Annotated in this window: 21 protein-coding genes; 13 read left to right on the forward strand and 8 right to left on the reverse strand. The window is 67.7% G+C overall.

The features are described from left to right. Positions 1-46: 46 nt before the first annotated feature. Positions 47-658, reverse strand: a complete 612-nt coding sequence (locus AC5Y4C_RS07620) for a TetR/AcrR family transcriptional regulator (protein WP_499906935.1) — start codon at positions 656-658, stop codon at positions 47-49. Between the two features lie 159 nt (positions 659-817). On the opposite strand from AC5Y4C_RS07620, the gene AC5Y4C_RS07625 reads away from it, so the two are divergent. Beyond that, positions 818-1141, forward strand: a complete 324-nt coding sequence (locus AC5Y4C_RS07625; protein WP_499947816.1) for a nuclear transport factor 2 family protein — start codon at positions 818-820, stop codon at positions 1139-1141. Here the strand turns inward: AC5Y4C_RS07625 and AC5Y4C_RS07630 are convergent. Together AC5Y4C_RS07630 and AC5Y4C_RS07635 are read right to left on the reverse strand one after the other, a co-directional pair. Continuing rightward, positions 1132-1998, reverse strand: coding sequence for a TIGR03619 family F420-dependent LLM class oxidoreductase (locus AC5Y4C_RS07630; protein ID WP_499951679.1), 867 nt, complete (start codon positions 1996-1998; stop codon positions 1132-1134). The genes AC5Y4C_RS07625 and AC5Y4C_RS07630 overlap by 10 nt on opposite strands. Before the next feature lie 10 nt (positions 1999-2008). After that, positions 2009-3238, reverse strand: coding sequence for a cytochrome P450 (locus tag AC5Y4C_RS07635; protein WP_499951677.1), 1230 nt, complete (start codon positions 3236-3238; stop codon positions 2009-2011). 96 nt (positions 3239-3334) lie between these two features. Here AC5Y4C_RS07635 and purD point away from each other — a divergent pair, with 96 nt between their 5' ends. Beyond that, positions 3335-4606, forward strand: a complete 1272-nt coding sequence (gene purD, locus AC5Y4C_RS07640) for a phosphoribosylamine--glycine ligase (RefSeq protein ID WP_499951675.1) — start codon at positions 3335-3337, stop codon at positions 4604-4606. An 8-nt stretch (positions 4607-4614) separates the two neighbouring features. Here purD and AC5Y4C_RS07645 read toward each other — a convergent pair whose 3' ends face one another. After that, complete coding sequence (locus AC5Y4C_RS07645; RefSeq protein ID WP_499951673.1) at positions 4615-5517, reverse strand: alpha/beta hydrolase; 903 nt, start codon at positions 5515-5517, stop codon at positions 4615-4617. A 91-nt stretch (positions 5518-5608) separates the two neighbouring features. Between AC5Y4C_RS07645 and AC5Y4C_RS07650 the strand changes: the two genes are divergently transcribed. Continuing rightward, on the forward strand, positions 5609-6211 hold the full coding sequence (locus AC5Y4C_RS07650; RefSeq protein ID WP_499906922.1) for a TetR/AcrR family transcriptional regulator: 603 nt from the start codon (positions 5609-5611) through the stop codon (positions 6209-6211). Here the strand turns inward: AC5Y4C_RS07650 and AC5Y4C_RS07655 are convergent. After that, positions 6208-6984: a DUF429 domain-containing protein gene (locus AC5Y4C_RS07655; protein ID WP_499951671.1), complete on the reverse strand. Its 777-nt coding sequence runs from the start codon at positions 6982-6984 to the stop codon at positions 6208-6210. The two genes, AC5Y4C_RS07650 and AC5Y4C_RS07655, sit on opposite strands and share 4 nt — an antisense overlap. Before the next feature lie 19 nt (positions 6985-7003). Between AC5Y4C_RS07655 and purB the strand changes: the two genes are divergently transcribed. The 3 genes from purB to AC5Y4C_RS07670 are packed head-to-tail and all read left to right on the forward strand — an operon-like array spanning position 7004 to position 9838. Continuing rightward, complete coding sequence (gene purB / locus AC5Y4C_RS07660; protein WP_499961559.1) at positions 7004-8431, forward strand: adenylosuccinate lyase; 1428 nt, start codon at positions 7004-7006, stop codon at positions 8429-8431. A 6-nt stretch (positions 8432-8437) separates the two neighbouring features. Continuing rightward, on the forward strand, positions 8438-9424 hold the full coding sequence (locus AC5Y4C_RS07665) for a tellurite resistance/C4-dicarboxylate transporter family protein (protein ID WP_499951666.1): 987 nt from the start codon (positions 8438-8440) through the stop codon (positions 9422-9424). Positions 9425-9472: 48 nt separating this feature from the next. Further along, complete coding sequence (locus AC5Y4C_RS07670; RefSeq protein WP_499951665.1) at positions 9473-9838, forward strand: hypothetical protein; 366 nt, start codon at positions 9473-9475, stop codon at positions 9836-9838. A gap of 55 nt (positions 9839-9893) precedes the next feature. Here AC5Y4C_RS07670 and AC5Y4C_RS07675 read toward each other — a convergent pair whose 3' ends face one another. Continuing rightward, on the reverse strand, positions 9894-10520 hold the full coding sequence (locus tag AC5Y4C_RS07675) for a hypothetical protein (RefSeq protein ID WP_499951663.1): 627 nt from the start codon (positions 10518-10520) through the stop codon (positions 9894-9896). Positions 10521-10566: 46 nt separating this feature from the next. Here AC5Y4C_RS07675 and AC5Y4C_RS07680 point away from each other — a divergent pair, with 46 nt between their 5' ends. Continuing rightward, complete coding sequence (locus AC5Y4C_RS07680) at positions 10567-11457, forward strand: phosphoribosylaminoimidazolesuccinocarboxamide synthase (RefSeq protein ID WP_499951731.1); 891 nt, start codon at positions 10567-10569, stop codon at positions 11455-11457. Continuing rightward, positions 11454-13589 carry a S9 family peptidase gene (locus AC5Y4C_RS07685; RefSeq protein WP_499951729.1) on the forward strand — a complete coding sequence of 712 codons (2136 nt, stop codon included), beginning with the start codon at positions 11454-11456 and terminating at the stop codon, positions 13587-13589. Before AC5Y4C_RS07680 ends, AC5Y4C_RS07685 begins: the two co-directional genes overlap by 4 nt. Here AC5Y4C_RS07685 and AC5Y4C_RS07690 read toward each other — a convergent pair. Further along, entirely contained in the window at positions 13551-13991 is a 441-nt protein-coding gene (locus AC5Y4C_RS07690; RefSeq protein ID WP_499951661.1) for a DoxX family protein, read from the reverse strand. The genes AC5Y4C_RS07685 and AC5Y4C_RS07690 overlap by 39 nt on opposite strands. Positions 13992-14085: 94 nt before the next feature. On the opposite strand from AC5Y4C_RS07690, the gene AC5Y4C_RS07695 reads away from it, so the two are divergent. Further along, on the forward strand, positions 14086-14658 hold the full coding sequence (locus AC5Y4C_RS07695; protein WP_499906906.1) for a TetR/AcrR family transcriptional regulator: 573 nt from the start codon (positions 14086-14088) through the stop codon (positions 14656-14658). 59 nt (positions 14659-14717) lie between these two features. Then, positions 14718-15431 carry a DUF2334 domain-containing protein gene (locus tag AC5Y4C_RS07700; protein WP_499951659.1) on the forward strand — a complete coding sequence of 238 codons (714 nt, stop codon included), beginning with the start codon at positions 14718-14720 and terminating at the stop codon, positions 15429-15431. Between the two features lie 8 nt (positions 15432-15439). Here AC5Y4C_RS07700 and AC5Y4C_RS07705 read toward each other — a convergent pair whose 3' ends face one another. Further along, positions 15440-16090 (reverse strand): MBL fold metallo-hydrolase, encoded by a 651-nt coding sequence (locus tag AC5Y4C_RS07705; RefSeq protein WP_499906903.1) that lies wholly within the window; start codon positions 16088-16090, stop codon positions 15440-15442. Between the two features lie 97 nt (positions 16091-16187). On the opposite strand from AC5Y4C_RS07705, the gene AC5Y4C_RS07710 reads away from it, so the two are divergent. From AC5Y4C_RS07710 to purQ, 3 genes are all read left to right on the forward strand, one after another. Beyond that, positions 16188-16832: an ATPase gene (locus tag AC5Y4C_RS07710; RefSeq protein ID WP_499951658.1), complete on the forward strand. Its 645-nt coding sequence runs from the start codon at positions 16188-16190 to the stop codon at positions 16830-16832. 61 nt (positions 16833-16893) lie between these two features. Next, positions 16894-17133, forward strand: coding sequence for a phosphoribosylformylglycinamidine synthase subunit PurS (gene purS / locus AC5Y4C_RS07715; protein ID WP_499906901.1), 240 nt, complete (start codon positions 16894-16896; stop codon positions 17131-17133). Beyond that, on the forward strand, positions 17130-17804 hold the full coding sequence (gene purQ, locus AC5Y4C_RS07720; RefSeq protein ID WP_499951656.1) for a phosphoribosylformylglycinamidine synthase subunit PurQ: 675 nt from the start codon (positions 17130-17132) through the stop codon (positions 17802-17804). Before purS ends, purQ begins: the two co-directional genes overlap by 4 nt. The last annotated feature ends 72 nt before the right edge of the window (positions 17805-17876 follow it).

The raw sequence follows: 17876 nt of genomic DNA on the forward strand, positions 1-17876 counted from the left end.
TAACCGCCATTCCGCGCGCGATGGGGGCAGTTGGCCAACGTTGCTGTCAGGCGTTCAAGGCGTCCTTCGCGGAGAGCGCCGGCGCCACCCAGCGGCGCAGATAGCGGCGCAGCTTCGCGCCCGTGCGCGGCGGCCGCCCGGGGTCGATCACGAACGACTGGATGATGCGCAGCAGATGCTCGGCCAGCTCGTCGAGCTCGGCATCGGTGAATCCGGCGGCGGCCCAATCCACGTCGAACCGGCCGAGCATGGTGCGGGCGAACTCCAAAGCGACGTCGGAGGTGACGTCAGCGCTGAATGCGCTCGCCCGGTCGGGGCCCAGCAGAAGACCGATGTGTTTGTCGTGCGGAAGCCATTCCAGTGTGGTGGCAATACCTTCGACCGCGGCTTCGGCGGGATCGTTGATGCCCGCGATGTGATTGGCCAGCCTGTCGAGATAGCCCATCGCGGCGTTGGTGGCGGCCGCGGCCAGCAGCGCGTCGGTGCTGGGGAAGTAGCGATACACCGTTTGCCTGGTCACGCCGAGCGTGCGGGCCACGTCGGCGATGCTGATGTCGGCGCCGTGAGTGTCGATCGCGTTGCTGGCCGCGGCGAGGATGCGCGCGACGGCCTCCTCGTCGCTGGCGGGCGCGGACCCGGACCAGCCGTGCGTGCGCATCAGGCGCGAGCTTCGCCACGACCGACCATACGTCGAGCATAATGTCGTATGGTCGCAAGTCGGCATCGATGGCTCTACTGCGCGACGTCTGACGCTACATTGGGTGCGGGTAGTTCACGTGCCGCAGTAGGCGGCATGCCGTCGGGGACTGGAGGACGCATGAGCGTGGCCGAACGGTACGTCGAAGCCGTCAACAACGCCGATACGTCCGCATTGCTAGCGCTTTTCGCCGAAGACGCCACACTGACGCACCCGGTGGGCACCGACCACGGGCACACGGAGATCGCCGACTTTCACGCCGACGTGATCTTCGCCGGGCAGGTGCGGATGACGCTGGCGCGCAGTATCGAGCAGGGCAATGTCGAAGTGGCGCAATTGGAAGGGACCAGCCCTCTCAACGACGACACCACCGTGCATACCGTCGACATCTTCACGCTCAACGACAACGGCTTGGTGCAGACGCTCGACATCTACTACCGCTGACGGTCCAACCCCTGGTCTCGGCGGAACCGCTTCATGCCGTCGACCTTCTCGGCGAGCGTGGCGTCGGCCCCGGTGTAGAACATCCACGGCATCGTCAAGATGTGCGTCACCCCGCCCTGCTCAGCGCGAGCGTAGTCGTCGGGTGAGAACGCGTCGACCAGAGGGGCCAGAATCGCGAAATCGTCTACGGGGAGCCCGATCTCGGCACGGTACTGCCGCAGCTGCTGTGCTATCGCGACGGCGCGTTCGGTGGTGACCAGATCGCCCACCCAGCCGTCGTAGCGGGCGGCGCGGCGCAGCGCGACGTCGCTCAGTCCGCCGACCCAGACCGGGATGTGCGGTGGCGCGGGCGACATCTCCAGCCGCGGGACGTGGTAGAACTCGCCGTCGAACTCGGTCCAGCCCGGCGACCACAACGCCCGCATCAGCGCGAGCATCTCCTCGGTGCGCTTGCCCCGATCGGCGAACGCCGCACCGAGAAGCTCGAATTCCTCGGCGCACCAACCGACTCCGACGCCGAGCTCGACGCGGCCGCCCGACAACAGCGCCGCCGTGCCGATCGCCTTGGCGGCGACGAACGGATCGCGCAGTGCGGGCACGTACACGGTGGTGACGAAGTGCAGGTGCGTCGTGACCTGGGCGAGCGCACCGATCAGCACCCACGGGTCGGGCCAGTCGGTGAACGGCTCCCACCGTCGTCGCCCGTCCTTCGTGTACGGGTACGGCGTGGCCAGAGTTTCCAGATTGACGACGTGCTCGGGGATTCCGAGTCCGTCGTAACCGAGGTCGTCAGCGACCTTGGCGATCTCGACGATCTCGGTGGTGTCGAGATAGCCGGTGCTGATGTAGTACTTCACGCGTGGTTCGTCACGGCCGGTAGGCGACCGCCAATTCCTTGACGCCGTTGATCCACCCGGACCGCAGCCGCTGAGGTTCGCCGATTTTCGCAATGTCGGGCATGATATCGGCGATCTCGTTGAAGATCAGCTTGATCTCCATGCGGGCAAGGTTCGCGCCGATGCAATAGTGGGCGCCGTTGCCGCCAAACGACAAGTGCGGGTTGGGATTTCGCATGATGTCGAACCGGAACGGCGACTCGAACACCGACTCGTCGAAGTTGGCCGAGCTGTAGAACAGCCCGGCGCGCTGGCCCTTGCGAATCGTGACGCCGCCGACTTCGGTGTCTACCAGGGCGGTTCGCTGGAAGCAGTGCACCGGGGTGGCCCAGCGGATGATCTCGTCGACGGCTGTGTCGGGCCGCTCCCGCTTGAACAGCTCCCACTGGTCGGGGTTGTCGAAGAACGCGTTCATGCCGTGCGTCATCGCGTTGCGCGTGGTCTCGTTGCCGGCGACCGCGAGCAGGATCACGAAAAAGGCGAATTCGGTGTCGTCGAGCACGTCGCCGTCGATGTCGGCCTGGATCAGCCGGGTGACGATGTCGTCGGCAGGGCAGCGCCGCCGCTCCTCAGCCATCGTGTAGGCGTAGGCCATCAGCTCCGCGTTGGCTGCCGTCGGGTCGTCGTCGAAATCCGGGTCGTCGGTGTTCATGATCGAGTTGGTCCATTCGAACAACCGCTCGCGGTCGGTCTCCGGCACGCCGATGAGGTCCGCGATCGCCTGCAGCGGAAGTTTCATCGCGATGTCGTCGACGAAGTTGCCGGTCTCTTTCTCTGCGGCGGACCGGACGATCTCGTGAGCCGCCTTCGCGAGCTTGTCCTCGAGCGTCGCGACTGCTCTGGGCGTGAAGAGCCGCGAGACCAGCTTGCGCAGCCGCGTGTGCGCCGGCGCGTCGTGGTTGATCAGCAGCGCCTTGGTGAGCTCGAGCTGTTCGGGCGTCATGCCTTCGGGGAAGCGCATCACCGCGCCTTTGGCATGCGTCGACCATGCGTCGTTGTTCCTGCTGATCGCCTTGATGTCGTCATGACGGCTGATCACCCAGTATCCGCCGTCGTCGAAGACAGTGGAGCCGGGCGGCTGCTCGTTCCACCAGACCGGCGCGGTCCTGCGCAGCTCGGCGAACTGCGCGACGGGCATGCCCTGCAGGAGCACATCCGGGTCGGTGAAGTCGAAACCGGGACCGAACGGACAGCGGCTCATCGCAGACCTCCTTGTAAGCGGCGTCACAACGACCATACACCATGCCGCTAGGTGTATGGTCCGCGCGCAAGGGGAGAGCGATTAGGGTGGGCTGCTGTGCGCGTTCTTGTGATCGGCTCCGGTGCCCGCGAACATGCACTCGTCATGGCGCTGCGCCGCGATCCCGGCGTCGACGCGCTGATCGCCGCCCCCGGCAACGCGGGTATTGCCGCGGTCGCCGAGCAACACGCCGTCGACGTCAGCTCCGGCGAGGCCGTCGCCAAGCTTGCCGACGCGACGAACGCCGACCTGGTGGTGATCGGCCCCGAGGTGCCGCTGGTGCTCGGCGTCGCCGATGCCGTGCGAGCCGCCGGCATTGCGTGCTTCGGCCCGAGCGCCGCCGCCGCTCAGATCGAAGGGTCCAAGGCCTTCGCCAAAGACGTGATGGCCGCAGCCGGTGTGCGCACTGCGCGCAGCGAAATCGTCGACAACCCCGCGCATCTGGACGCCGCGCTGGACCGGTTCGGCCCCGAGCACACACAAGACAAAGCCTGGGTGGTCAAGGACGACGGTCTAGCGGCGGGTAAAGGCGTGGTGGTGACCGCCGACCGCGCTGCCGCTCGCGCGCATGCCGCGGGGTTGCTCGACGACGGCCATCCGGTGCTGCTGGAATCCTTCCTCGACGGGCCCGAGGTGTCGATGCTGTGCGTCGTCGACGGCGAGACCGTCGTGCCTTTGTTGCCCGCGCAGGACTTCAAACGGGTGGGCGACAACGATATTGGGCCGAACACCGGCGGCATGGGCGCCTACTCGCCGCTGCCGTGGCTGCCCGACGACCTGACGCGGCAGATCGTCTCCGAGATCGTCACGCCGGTGGCCGCCGAGCTGGTACGACGCGGCTGCCCGTTCAGCGGAGTGCTTTATGCCGGGCTGGCGATCACCTCCGCCGGCCCCGCAGTGGTCGAGTTCAATTGCCGCTTCGGGGATCCGGAGACGCAGGCGGTGCTGGCCCTGCTCGAGAGCCCGCTAGGTCAGCTGTTGCATGGGGCCGCAACCGGCCGGCTGGCCGAGCAGCCCGCCCCGCAGTGGCGTCCCGGCGCCGCGGTGACGGTGGTACTGGCCGCGGAGAACTATCCCGGCCGGCCGCGGCTGGGTGACGTGATCGTCGGCGCCGAGCAGGACGGCGTGCTGCATGCCGGGACCGGCCGTCGCGACGACGGCGCGTTGATCTCCACCGGCGGGCGGGTGTTGTCGGTGGTCGGCACCGGCCCGGACTTGGCCGCCGCCCGGGAAGCGGCCTACCGAAAGATCGCGTCAATTCGCTTGCCTGGCGGGCATTTTCGCAGTGATATCGCATTGGCGGCCGCTGAGGGCCGGATCAAGCTCTAGGCCTGCGCTCAAGCGGTGAGCAGGGGAGCCATCCATTGCAGTTCGCCAGGAAGCTGCTGACTCCAAAAGCCCGCGTCGTGCCCGCCGGGCGAGAAGCTACCCGCCGGCGGATTGGGCAGCTGGGCGACGAACTGCTTGGTGGCCGAATAGAACGGATCGCTGGTGCCGCAGTCCACGCGAATGGGAATCGACGCGAGCGCGGGCAGGCCGAACACCGTGTTCGCCGACCAGTCCTCGGCGCTGTCGAACGCACCTGGTGCCGCGGCACCAGGCGTCGTCCATAGCGCCGGGCTGACCGCGCAGATCGCGGCGGTGCGGGCCGCGCCGAGCCGCGCTCCCAGCAGCAATGCGCCGTAGCCGCCCATCGACCAGCCCAGAAAACCGACCCGCGAAGTGTCCAGTCCCTGCGTCTGTAGCAATGGCAGCAGCTCGGTGAGCACCATCGCGCCGGAGTCCTCACCTGAAACCCGCTTGTGCCAGTAGCTGCCGCCGCCGTCGACACTGACCACCGCGAATGGCGGCAGACCAGAGGCGACCGCCTGTGCCAGCCCCTGCTCGACGCCGCCTGCCATCACGCTGGCCGCGTCACCGCCTTTGCCGTGCAACGCGATCACGGGCCGCAGCGCTGCGGTTTGCCCGGGCGGGCGGGCTATCGCCCAATTGGTCGAGACGCCGCCGCGGGCCGAAGAGACGAACGACCCGGTGACCATCGTGGGCGCGGCTGTCGGCTGCGGCTCCGACGGCGGCGGGGCAAGCGGCGCGCCGACGCCGGTCATGGCCACGTCCGGCACGGCCGTCGACGGTCTGGACTCGAGCGCGGTGCCGAACGCGACGGCACCCGCCGCGCCCACCGCGGCGCTGGCGCTGAGTCGCAGAACCGCGCGGCGACTCAGGCTAGGCATGGCGCACATCTTGCCATCGCGAGTTCGCGGCTTTTGCTGCCCCCATTACGTATTTCCGAAACCACAGATAAGCGGCTATGCGGCTGGCAGCATCAGGGGCGTGACAGCTGCGGTCACCCCCAAGGGCGAGCGCCGGCGGCACGCGTTGGTGAGCGCAGCCGCCGAGTTGCTGTGCGAGGGCGGCTTCGACGCAGTCCGTCATCGCGCAGTGGCCCGCCGGGCTGGCCTGCCGCTGGCGTCGACGACCTACTATTTCTCGTCTCTCGACGATCTGCTGACTCAGGCCGTCGAGTACGTCGGTGCCCAGGAGATCGCCAAACTACGTGCCCGCGTCACCGACCTGCCGCGGCGCCGGCGCGGTGTGGAAGCCACCGCTGACGTGCTCGTCGACCTGCTTCTCGACGACAACGCGCCTGCCCACATGAGCGAAGAGCTGATTTCGCGCTACGAGCGGTACGTCGCCTGTGCACGGCATCCGTGGCTGCGTGACGTCCAGCGCCGGATCCGCGAGCAGCGCACCACCGGCGTCGTCGAAGCCTTGGAACGCTGCGGACGTACGGTGCGCGGGGACCGGGTGAACGCGCTGATGTACGCCGTCGACGGGGCCGTGGTGGCGGCGCTGGTCGACGACGGCGGCAATCTGCGCACCACCGCCAAGGCCGCCCTGGTCGACGTGATCGATGTGCTTGCCCCGCTGGCTTAAGAGCTTGCGTCCCTTGCGAATTCACCGGCCCGCAGCGCGGGCGTGACGATGTAGCCGGTGTGGACGTCGCCGTACACGGTGACGTCGTCGGGTCGGTGGTGCGCATATCGGGCGACGTAGGCACACAGCACCGCGTCGACGGGGTGCTCCGCCTTGTCCAGCTGTGACGGCCTGGTGGCCGCGGTGACCGCGTCGCGTAGCGCCTGCCAGGCCGGCTCGTCGGCGACATGCAGTGTGGGTGTGGCGCCGAGGAGTCCTTCGGTGAGCGCCATCAGACGCAACAGCGCTGTTCTGCGGTCGGCCACTGTTCGGCCGCGGCGCCGCTTGTACTTGAGCGTTTTGGCCAGCCCGAACAGCACGATCGTCGCCGGGTGCGGATAGACCTCGAGCGCGCGCCGCGGTGCGCTCGAGTGCGGGTCGATGTCCAGGTCGAGGGCTCCGGCGAGGCGGCCGCCGCGGATACCTGTGGCGAACACCGGCAATGTGGTGTTCGCCGGATGGGCGCCCGCCTCGAACCGCCGGAAATCGGCGTTCAGCGCGCGCTCCGCCGGCCGCTGCCCGGCGGAGTTGGCCACGACCAGCGGTGCGTCGATGCCGAGCACGCAGTCACGGCGAGCGAACGGGTCAATGGCACTGAGGATTTCAGCGTCATGGACCTTTGTGTCGAGGTGTCTGAGTCGGCCGTTCACGTCGAGAACCGCGATGCCGGATCGGTTGGCTGCCGACCACGCGAGGTCGAGGCCGACGAAGTACATGCCATCACCCTGCCGCACGACCGTAAGCTGTGTCGTTGTGACGATTCCGAACGTGCTGGCCGCACGCTACGCCAGCGACGAGATGGTGGCCATCTGGTCGCCAGAGGCCAAGATCGTCGCCGAGCGGCGGCTGTGGCTCGCGGTGCTGAGCGCCCAGATCGAATTGGGCGCTCAGATCGGCGACGTTGCGCCGTCGTGCTTGTCGGACTACGAAAACGTGGTCGATGCCGTGGATTTGGCGTCGATACGCGAGCGGGAGCGGGTGCTGCGCCACGACGTCAAGGCCCGCATCGAGGAGTTCAATGCGCTGGCCGGCCACGAGCACGTCCACAAGGGGATGACGAGCCGCGACCTCACCGAGAACGTCGAACAACTCCAGGTACGGCGGTCCCTCGAACTCGTCCACGCCCACGGCGTCGCGGTGGCCGCCCGCCTGGCCGAGCGCGCGGTCCAGTACCGCGACCTGGTGATGGCAGGCCGCAGCCACAACGTCGCGGCGCAGGCGACCACGCTGGGCAAGCGTTTCGCGTCGGCTGCCGAAGAAACGCTGATCGCGCTGAGCCGGGTGCGGGAGTTGATCGACCGTTACCCGCTGCGAGGCATCAAAGGCCCGATGGGAACCGGCCAGGACATGCTCGACTTGTTCGGCGGCGACGGCGGCAAGGTTGCCGAGCTGGAGCACCGGGTGGCCGGTTTCCTAGGATTCACAAAGGTTTTCAGCAGTGTCGGCCAGGTGTATCCACGCTCGTTGGACCACGACGCCGTCTCGGCGCTCGTCCAGCTCGGCGCCGGACCGTCGTCGCTGGCGCACACCATCCGGCTGATGGCCGGCCATGAACTTGTCACGGAGGGATTTGCGCCCGGCCAGGTGGGCTCCTCGGCGATGCCGCACAAGATGAACACCCGCAGCTGCGAACGCGTCAACGGGCTTCAGGTGGTGCTGCGGGGGTATGCGTCGATGGCCGCTGAACTGGCCGGCGCGCAGTGGAACGAGGGCGACGTGTTCTGCTCGGTGGTCCGCCGAGTCGCATTGCCGGATGCGTTTTTCGCGATCGACGGGCAGATCGAGACGTTCCTGACGGTGCTCGAGGAGTTCGGCGCCTACCCCGCGGTGGTCGAACGCGAGCTCAACCGTTATCTGCCGTTCCTGGCGACCACCCGGATATTGATGGCGGCTGTGCGTGCCGGGATGGGCAGGGAAGCCGCACACGAGGTGATCAAGGAGCACGCGGTCGCGGTGGCGCTGGCGATGCGCGAGCGCGGCGCCGAGCCGGATCTGCTGGACCGGTTGGCCGCCGATCCGAGGCTGCCGCTGGATCGTGCGGCGCTCGACGCCGCGCTGGCCGACCGGACCGCGTTCGTGGGTTCCGCCGCAGACCAGGTCGACGCCGTGGTGGCCGCCGTCGACGACCTGGTGAGCCACTACCCGGAAGCGGCGAAATACAGTCCCGGCGCAATCCTGTAGCGCCTCGTGGGCTTTCGCGTCGCCGACGTCGGATTGTCGCCTGACGTCTTCGCCGCCGTGATGGCCACCGGCATCGTGTCGGTCTCGGCCCACGACCACCGTTACGAGGTGATCAGCGACGTCCTGGCCGGTGTCGCCGTGCTCGCGCTGGTGATCATGGTGTTGCTGATAGCCGCCAAAGACGTTGCCGCCCAGCGCTTTCCGTTCATACTGTCCGATCCTGACGTGACGGTCCGGCTGTTCACGTTCGTCGCGGCGTGCGCGGTGGTGGGCGCCCGGTTCGAGGATCGTCGCGCGGTGATCTGGACATTGGGTGTGCTCGCGTGGGTGGCATGGATTGTGCTGGCGCCGTTGCTGGTTCGCTCCATGTGGCCGTACCGATGGAGGGGCCTGCGCGACCGCGCCCGCGGCGCATGGGAGTTGTCCAGCGTTGCGACCGCGGGGCTCTCCATCGTGACTGCACACATCGCGGTACTGACCCGCTCACGCATGGCGTTCGAAGTCGCGTTGGCGGCATGGGTGTTGGCCATCGCCATCTACGGGCTGATGACTTGGCTGATTCTGTGGCGCGCCGCAACGGCACCCACTGACGACATCTGGCGGCCGGACAGCTGGATTCTGATGGGCGGTTTGGCGATCGTGACGCTTGCCGGCGATCGATTGCACCGGGCGGCGCTGGTGATCGGCACCGGCGACGCGTTGCTCGGCACGATCCGTTCGGTGACCGTCGTGACGTGGGTTCTGGCCTCGCTCTGGCTGGCGCCGCTGGTTTACCTGACCGTCCGCCATTTTCGCTTCCCAGTCACCGGTGCGTGGTGGGCCACGGTGTTCCCGCTGGGGATGTACTCGGGTGCCACATTCGCGATGTGCGTCGAAACCGGCTGGCGGCCGTTCCTCATGATCTCGTGGGTCGTCTTCTGGATGGCGTTGGCTGCCTGGACGCTGGTGACGTGCGCAGTGGCAGCGGCTGCGGCGCGTGCTTGGCGGCACTGATCATCGGATGGGGTGTCAGTGACCCGCCGTCGCGGGTACCCGACGCCTATGGCTGACCAAGAGGTGCAATCGAACGTCGCAACTGCCGACCCTGTGACCGCCCGCGAGCACCGCAGCGGCCGGGCGAAAGTACTGGTCAACTGGGTGCTCGCGCTGGCGACCGTGCCGGTGGCGATCGTCGCGGTGATCGTCGGCATCGCCGGAGTGATCAGCACGGCTGGTTGCACGGGCCAGACCTGCGAGGGCCCCGGTTCTGCGGTATTCGGCGTGCTGTTCTACGGCGCGCCCGTGGTCGCGGCGGCGACGATCATTGCGTCGTTCTTCACGGCCAAGCGCGCTTGGGGCGTCGTGGTGCCGGTGTTGGCGTTGGTGCTGCTCGCGGTCGACGTCGTCGTGCTCGCGGTGTCGTACTGACCGCTTGACATTGCCGAAAGCGACGTTGTGCGGGTGTCTACTCGAACTTCGTCTGCTACACGTCGCTCCGGATGGTGCCGACGCCGGCCGCTCGTAGTTCCAGCGCAGCCAGGCCGCGGATTGCCCGTGGGTCTTCGCGGCGCCACGCGCCTACCGGGTCCGCGCTGACCGCAGCCAACCGTCGCAGCGGCCGATTGGCCAGCGCGCGCAACGCGAGCAGCTGCTCGCCGGCGGGGGTGGCGGCAAGCTCGATCAGCCGGCGCTTGCGAAGGAAGAACCGCAGACGCAGCAGCAGCCAGGGCGTCACGACCGCCAGGAATGGCGGTGCAGCCACCGCCACGGCCAGCAGCACCGCCAGCCAGCTGGCCGTGGTGTCCAAACTGTGGCCCGCGCCGGCGATGTCATGGGCCGCATCACCCGCGGCGCTGAGCGGCTTGCTGAGCGCTTGGCCGATCCACGGCACCCTGCCTGCACTGTGGCCAGCGGACTCCAGATTGCTGGCCACCCCGGTGGCGCCGGTTTCCACGCGCTGGCCAGCCTCGGCGATCGTCGATATCGCGGCGTGCACGGCCATCGCGATCCACACCCACAGCGCCGTCCATCCCACCGCGACGATGTCGCTGACGATTTGACCGGCCGTGCGAGCGGGTCTGCTGGCGTAAGGCAGATGACGGCTACTCATGGCCACGATCCCAACACAGCGCATCGGCGTCTAGGCTGACGCGGTGGTGCGTCCCGAACTGAGCGACTACCGTCATCTGGCCAGCGGCAAGGTACGCGAGCTGTACGAGGTCGACGACCAGCACCTGCTGTTCGTCGCCACCGACCGGATCTCCGCCTTCGACTATGTGCTGCAGTCGGCGATCCCGGACAAAGGCCGCATCCTCACTGCGATGAGCGTGTTCTTCTTCAGCTTGGTCGACGCGCCCAACCACCTAGCCGGGCCGCCCGATGATCCCCGCATCCCGGGCGACGTGCTCGGCCGCGCGCTGGTGGTGCGCCGCTTGACCATGCTGCCGGTCGAATGCGTGGCGCGCGGTTACCTCACCGGATCGGGACTGCTGGACTACCAGAAGACCGGCGCCTTGTGCGGCATCGAGCTTCCGCCAGGTCTGGCGGAAGCCAGCCGCTTCGACGAGCCGCTGTTCACACCGGCGACGAAAGCTGAATTGGGGCTGCACGACGAGAACATCACGTACGACGACGTCGTCACGCTGGTGGGCGCCGACCGCGCCGCTGCGCTTCGCGACCTGACGTTACGGATCTACCGGCAAGCCGCCGAGCATGCGCTGCAGCGGGGAATCATCATCGCGGACACCAAATTCGAATTCGGCGTCGACGAGCACGACGCGCTGGTGCTCGCCGACGAGGTGTTCACGCCCGACTCGTCGCGGTACTGGCCGGCCGACGAGTACCGGCCCGGCGTACGGCAGCACAGCTTCGACAAGCAGTTCGTCCGCAACTGGCTGACGGGTCCAGAGTCCGGCTGGGACCGTGACAGCGGCGAGCCACCTCCGCCTTTGCCCCCTGAGATCGTCGACGCCACCCGAGACCGTTACATCGAAGCCTACGAACGCATTTCGGGTCTGCGGTTCGACGAGTGGATCGGCCCGGCATGACGCATCCGGTGCCCCCGCAGGCCAAGCGCATCGACCATGTACGCGAGCACCACGGCGATGTGTTCGTCGACCCGTACGAGTGGTTGCGCGACAAGTCCAGCCCTGAGGTCATCGATCATCTGACCGCCGAGAACGACTACACGGAGAAGCTGACCGAGCACCTTGCGCCGCTGCGACAGCACATTTTCGACGAGATCAAGTCGCGCACCAAAAAGACGGATCTGTCGGTACCGACGCGGCGCGGGGCGTGGTGGTACTACGGCCGCAGCTTCGAAGGAAAGCAGTACGCCGTGCAATGCCGCTGTCCCGTCGCCGATTCCGCAGACTGGTCGCCGCCGAAATTCGACGAGCACACCGAGGTCCCCGGCGAGCAGGTGCTGCTCGACGAGAACGAGGAAGCGGAGGGACACACGTTCTTTGCGCTCGGTGCGTGCAGCGTCAGCAAAGACGGACACATCCTCGCTTACTCCGTTGACGTGGTCGGTGACGAGCGATACACCTTGCGGTTCAAGGATTTACGTACCACGCAGCGCTACCCGGACGAGATCGCCGGGATAGGCGCGGGGGTCACCTGGGCCGCTGACAGCCGCACCGTGTACTACGTCACCGTCGACGAGGCGTGGCGCCCCGACACCGTGTGGCGCTACGGGCTGGGCTCGGGACAGCCCGCCGAGCAGGTGTACCACGAGCCCGACGAGCGGTTCTGGCTGGCGGTCGGACGCACCCGCAGCGACGCCTACATCTTGATCGCCGCTGGATCTGCCATCACGTCGGAAATCCGCTACGCCGATGCGACGGATCCGCAGGCTGCGTTCACCGTCGTGCTGCCGCGTCGGGAAGGGGTGGAGTACTCGTTGGACCATGCCGTCATCGGCGGCCAGGACAAGTTTCTGATCGTGCACAACGACGGCGCGGTGAACTTCACGTTGGTGGAGGCGCCGGTGTCCGACCCGTCGGCGCAGCGCACGTTGATCGCTCACCGAGACGACGTACGGATCGACGGCGTCGACGCCTTCGCCCGGCACTTCGTGGTCAGCTACCGGCGTGAGGCGCTGCCCCGCATCCAAGTATGGCCGGTGAGCGAGGACGGCAATTACGGCGAACCGGAGGAGATTTCGTTCGATTCCGCGTTGACGTCGGCCGGCCTGGGCGCGAACCCCACCTGGGATTCGCCGATGATGCGCATCGGCGCGACGTCGTTCATCACCCCGGTGCGGGTGTACGACCTCGAGTTGGCCACTGGTGAATTGACACTCCTGCGCGAACAGCCGGTGCTGGGCGACTACCGTCGTGACGACTACGTCGAACGCCGCGACTGGGCCGTGGCCTCCGACGGCGCGCGGGTGCCCCTGTCGATCATCCACCGTCGTGACGTGACGTTGCCGGCGGCTGCACTGATCTACGGTTACGGCGCCTACGAGTTGTGTGAGGACCCCAGGTTCTCGATCGCCCGGCTGTCACTGCTGGACCGCGGCATGGTGTTCGTCGTCGCCCACGTGCGCGGGGGCGGTGAGATGGGCCGGCTGTGGTACGAAAACGGAAAGCTGCTCAAGAAGAAGAACACATTCACCGACTTCGTCAGCTCCGCAACGCACCTCGCCGACACCGGAGTGACCGAGGCGCGGAACCTGGTGGCGATGGGCGGCAGCGCCGGAGGACTCTTGATGGGCGCGGTGGCGAACATGGCCCCCGGGCTGTTCGCGGGAATCCTCGCGCAGGTGCCGTTCGTCGACCCGCTCACCACGATCTTGAACCCGTTGCTGCCGCTGACCGTGACGGAATGGGACGAATGGGGAAACCCGTTGCGGGACAAGGACGTCTACTTCTACATGAAGTCGTATTCGCCGTACGAGAACGTGGCGCCCGTGGACTACCCGCACATCCTCGCGATGACGTCGCTGCACGACACGCGGGTGTATTACGTCGAGCCTGCGAAATGGGTTGCGGCCCTGCGGTATACCAAGACCGACGACCGGCCGGTGCTGCTGAAGACCGAGATGAGCGCCGGGCACGGCGGTATCAGCGGGCGCTATGAGCGGTGGAAAGAAGTCGCATTCCAGTACGCGTGGGTGTTGGCCACGGCAGGAGCCTGGTCACCCGACCGCGACCAGCACCGCGCCGGCAAGGAATAGCCCCTGCATCAGCGTGCGCGGAACCAGCGGGGTGTTGGGAGCGTGCTCTGACCGCTTGGCCCCGGCGGCGTACACGTTGGCCGGGAACATTGCCACCAGCAGCACCGCGAGGCAGACGGCGGCCGCGACCCGGGTCTGTGGAATGAGCAGCCCCACCGCGCCGAGCAGCTCCAGAACACCGGTGACCGTGACGAGCAGGCTTGGCGCCGGAAGCCGCGGCGGCACGATCGCGATCAGCCCGTCGCGCAGTGGGTTGACGAAGTGCGCGACCCCGGTCACGGCGAACATCGCCGCCAGGCCGACGGCCGTGGCGGCCGGCCAGCCGTCCGCGTAGCCCCATCCGAGCCAACCTGCGCAGCGGGCAGTCAGCGTGACGACGAGAAGCGTCAGCAGGGGAGCCATCGAGCGGCCTCCGATCTAGACAGTGACAAGATGTATCCTCCGACCGTAAGCGCTTTATCTAGCCAGTGTCAAGTTGGCCGGCTACGATGCACTGATGAGCGCCGCTACCCGCCCGCAGTACCACCACGGCGATCTGCGGGCAGTGATCCTGGCCGAGGCCGCCCGCCTGGTGGCCCAGCAGGGTGCCGACGGTGTCTCGCTACGGCAGCTGGCACGCAAGGCGGGCGTTTCGCACGCCGCGCCGGCCCACCACTTCGCGGATCGTCGCGGTCTGTTCACAGCGCTTGCGGCGGAAGGCTTTTGGCTGTTGTGCGAGGCGCTGAAGGCGGCCCGCGGCGAGTTCGTCAACGCGGCGCTGGCCTATGTGCGCTTCGCGATAGACCATCCCGGGCACTACGCGGTGATGTTCGACCGCTCACTGGTGAACCCCGCCGACGCGGAGCTGTCAGCGGCCCAGGCGGCAGCCGGAGCGGAGCTCTCGCGTGGGGTGGCGACCCTGGTCGACGCCCACGCCAAGGCAGACCCCACCGGCGCCGAGCTCGCCGCGTGGTCGCTGGTGCACGGGTTCGCGATGCTGTGGCTCAACCGCGCGGTGCCCGACGAGGTCGCTGCGACCGATCCGCTGACCACCGCGGAGCGGATCGCGCGGATCCTGTTCGCGGGTTAGCCACTTGGGATCGGCGTGTACGACACCGGGCGGACACCTCGAGACGCCACGCTCACGGCGTGCCTGGAGAGCTCATCGTGTCGATCTCCGGTGTCCGCGACCGCAATGTCGAAGACGTCGGGAAATTCTGCGACCTGCTGGACGTGCGCAAGGTGCCGGTGTCGTTCCTGGTCGCGCCGCGGCTGGCCGGCTACCGGCTCTGCGACGACGGCGCGACCGTCGAGTGGCTGAGGTCGCGTCGCGGCCAGGGCGACGCAGTGGTGCTGCACGGCTATGACGCCACCGCAACCAAGCGGCGGCTGCCGGAGTTCGCGGCATTGGCGGCACATGAAGCGAATCTGCGGCTGATTGCTGCCAATCGGGCCATGGAGCAAATAGGCCTGCGCACAAGGTTATTCGCCCCGCCCGGCTGGTTTGCATCGAAGGGCGCCGAACAAGTGCTGCCGCGCAACGGCTTTCGCGTCCTAGCCAGCATGAGTGGTGTCAGCGACCTGGTGCGGCACACGACCGAACGCGCACGCGTCGTCGGGATCGGAGCCGGCTTCCTCACCGAGCCGTGGTGGTGCCGTACGGTCGTGACCGCGGCCGAGCGGACGGCACGGCGTGGCGGTATCGTCCGGATTACGGTGTCGGCGAAGCAATTGCGTAGTCCGGGACCACGGCAAGCCATGATCGACGCGGTCGACCTGGCGTTGATGCACGGCGCCACGCCAGGCGTCTACCACTGGCGGCCGAACCGTCCGGACCGGCCATCGCTCGTCGACGCCGCCTAGCGCGTCACCTAGAATTCAGTCGCGTTTTCCGGCTCCAGCACCCGGAAATCTGCGCTGCCCATCTCCGCGAAGCGTTGGTAGTAGATGCCGTAGGCCGCAGGGTTGACGATGCCCTGGTGAATTGGTATGGCGCTGTTGGGATTTACGGCACGCAAGTACTCCACAGCTTCGGAAATCTTCATCCACGGAGCGGCGGCGGGCAGCGCGAGCACGTCGACCGGCTCACGCGGGATGTAGAGCGCGTCACCCGGATGCATGAGCCGCGCCGGATGGTCGGCATCGCCGACGAGAAACGAAATGTTGTCCACCAGTGGGATTTCCGGGTGGATGACCGCGTGCACTCCGCCGACGCCGCGCACCCGCAAGCCGCGCACGGTCAGCTCGTCGCCAGCGTGCACCGGCTGCCAGGGCTCGCCGAGCTGTGCGGCGGTCTGTGGATCGGCGTACAGCGCCGCGTCGGGGTTGGCGTCGATCAGCGCGGGAAGCCGAGACGTGTCGACATGATCCGGATGCTGGTGCGTGATGAGGATCGCCGACAGGCCGGTGATGCCCTCGAACCCGTGCGAGAACACACCGGGGTCGAACAGCAGCGTCGTGTCGGCGCCGTCGCCGGGAAACGTGGCAAGCAGGCAGGAGTGACCGAAATGCGTCAGTTGCATGTTCCCGATTGTGCGCCGTCGCGCCGCCCGCTGGGTATCCTGGCCGGTTAGGGGGTGGTCGGTGACCCGGGTGCTGGCAGCCGTGAGCGTAGCCGCGATGACGGCAGCTTTCAGCTTGTTCGGCCAGCCGTTCGCCCGCGCCGAACCCACCACCTGCCCACCGAACTGCGACCGCATTCCGGCGACGGCCTGGGTGGACCCGGCCGCGATTCCGCTGTTCAACCGTTACTCCTGGCCCCATCCGGCGGGTATTGCGGTGCCGCAACAGCGTCCGCGGTTCTACTTCGAGGAGGTGTGCGCCAGCCCGCCGGTGTTCAACGACCCCAGGGGTTTCGCGGTCGCGGCCAAGGCGACCGTCGCGAATCCGCCTGGGCAGTGGCAACTTCAGGTGCAGGTGCTGCACTGGCGCGGCGAGTCTTGGTACGGCGGCCAGCTTGCCGACGACGTGGTGCGCGCCGCCACCGCGTCGCTGCATGCGTGCCAGGTCACTGCGCCATATGCGTCGCCGTCGATCACGCTCGAGGAGCCGGGCAAGCTGGCCGCGGTGTTCAGCGTCGCCGGCACCGCACCGATGGTGCTGCACCAGTATCTGGTGTCGCACCCGCAGAGCAGTTCGGTGGTCGAGTTGGCGATGTGGGCGTCGTCACCACCGGCGGTCAGCTGGCCGATGGTCCCTGACCAGCAGGTACTGGACGCGCTGGTGGCCCCGCTCTGCGGCGCGTACATCGCCTCATGCCGGTGACCTGGCGCGCTCGTCGGTAGAGTTGTCGCCGAAGGTCGAAACGACAAGCGAGGAGCAGCGCGTGGCGCGGGTGGTGGTCAACGTCATGCCCAAAGCCGAGATCCTCGACCCGCAAGGGCAGGCGATCGTCGGCGCGTTGAACCGGCTGGGTCATGCAGGCATCTCAGATGTGCGGCAAGGCAAGCGGTTTGAATTGGAGGTCGACGACACCGTCGACGATTCCACGGTCGCCGAGATCGCCGAGTCCCTGCTGGCGAACACCGTGATCGAGGACTGGACCGTCACCAGGGAGCCGTCATGACCGCACGCATGGGGATCATCACGTTCCCCGGCACCCTCGACGACGTCGACGCCGCCCGCGCGGCCCGGCTCGCCGGGGCGCAGGCCGTCAGCCTGTGGCATGCCGACGCCGACCTCAAGGGCGTCGACGCTGTCGTGGTGCCGGGCGGCTTCTCCTACGGCGACTATCTACGCGCCGGCGCGATCGCGCGGTTCGCGCCGGTGATGGGCGCGGTGATCGAAGCCGCCGGCCGCGGCATGCCAGTGTTGGGTATTTGCAACGGTTTTCAGGTGCTGTGCGAAGCCGGTCTGCTGCCGGGGGCGCTGACCCGCAACGCCGGACTGCATTTCGTCTGCCGCGATCTGCGGCTCGAGGTGGTGTCGACGGCGACGACGTGGACGTCGCGCTACGAGCCGGGTGCGGAACTGCTGGTGCCGCTGAAGTCCGGCGAGGGCCGCTACGTGGCCAGCGAGGCGGTGCTGGACAAGCTCGAGGCCGAGGACCGGGTGGTGTTTCGTTACTGCGACAACCCGAACGGTTCGCTGCGTGACATCGCGGGCATCTGCTCGGCCAACCGCCGCGTCGTCGGGCTCATGCCGCATCCCGAGCACGCCACCGAGCCGCTCACCGGCCCGTCCGATCACGGTCTGGGGCTGTTCCACTCGGCGCTGGACGCGGTTCTGGCGGCTTAGCTCCCGGGCGTGAGCGTGCGCTGGTGCACGGCTAGCACCGGCGTGTCGGCGTGCAGACACGCCCGCTCGCGG

The sequence above is a fragment of the Mycobacterium sp. NGS35 genome (assembly GCF_059812855.1).

Coding starts and splice junctions, on each gene's coding strand:
- AC5Y4C_RS07690 (WP_499951661.1), bottom strand. CDS start 13,991: ATGGCTCCCCTGCTGACGCTTCTCGTCGTCACGCTGACTGCCCGCTGC.
- AC5Y4C_RS07705 (WP_499906903.1), bottom strand. CDS start 16,090: ATGCAACTGACGCATTTCGGTCACTCCTGCCTGCTTGCCACGTTTCCC.
- AC5Y4C_RS07710 (WP_499951658.1), top strand. CDS start 16,188: ATGACGGCAGCTTTCAGCTTGTTCGGCCAGCCGTTCGCCCGCGCCGAA.
- AC5Y4C_RS07625 (WP_499947816.1), top strand. CDS start 818: ATGAGCGTGGCCGAACGGTACGTCGAAGCCGTCAACAACGCCGATACG.
- AC5Y4C_RS07695 (WP_499906906.1), top strand. CDS start 14,086: ATGAGCGCCGCTACCCGCCCGCAGTACCACCACGGCGATCTGCGGGCA.
- AC5Y4C_RS07635 (WP_499951677.1), bottom strand. CDS start 3,238: ATGAGCCGCTGTCCGTTCGGTCCCGGTTTCGACTTCACCGACCCGGAT.
- AC5Y4C_RS07645 (WP_499951673.1), bottom strand. CDS start 5,517: ATGTGCGCCATGCCTAGCCTGAGTCGCCGCGCGGTTCTGCGACTCAGC.
- AC5Y4C_RS07675 (WP_499951663.1), bottom strand. CDS start 10,520: ATGAGTAGCCGTCATCTGCCTTACGCCAGCAGACCCGCTCGCACGGCC.
- AC5Y4C_RS07670 (WP_499951665.1), top strand. CDS start 9,473: ATGGCTGACCAAGAGGTGCAATCGAACGTCGCAACTGCCGACCCTGTG.
- AC5Y4C_RS07620 (WP_499906935.1), bottom strand. CDS start 658: ATGCGCACGCACGGCTGGTCCGGGTCCGCGCCCGCCAGCGACGAGGAG.
- AC5Y4C_RS07685 (WP_499951729.1), top strand. CDS start 11,454: ATGACGCATCCGGTGCCCCCGCAGGCCAAGCGCATCGACCATGTACGC.
- purQ (WP_499951656.1), top strand. CDS start 17,130: ATGACCGCACGCATGGGGATCATCACGTTCCCCGGCACCCTCGACGAC.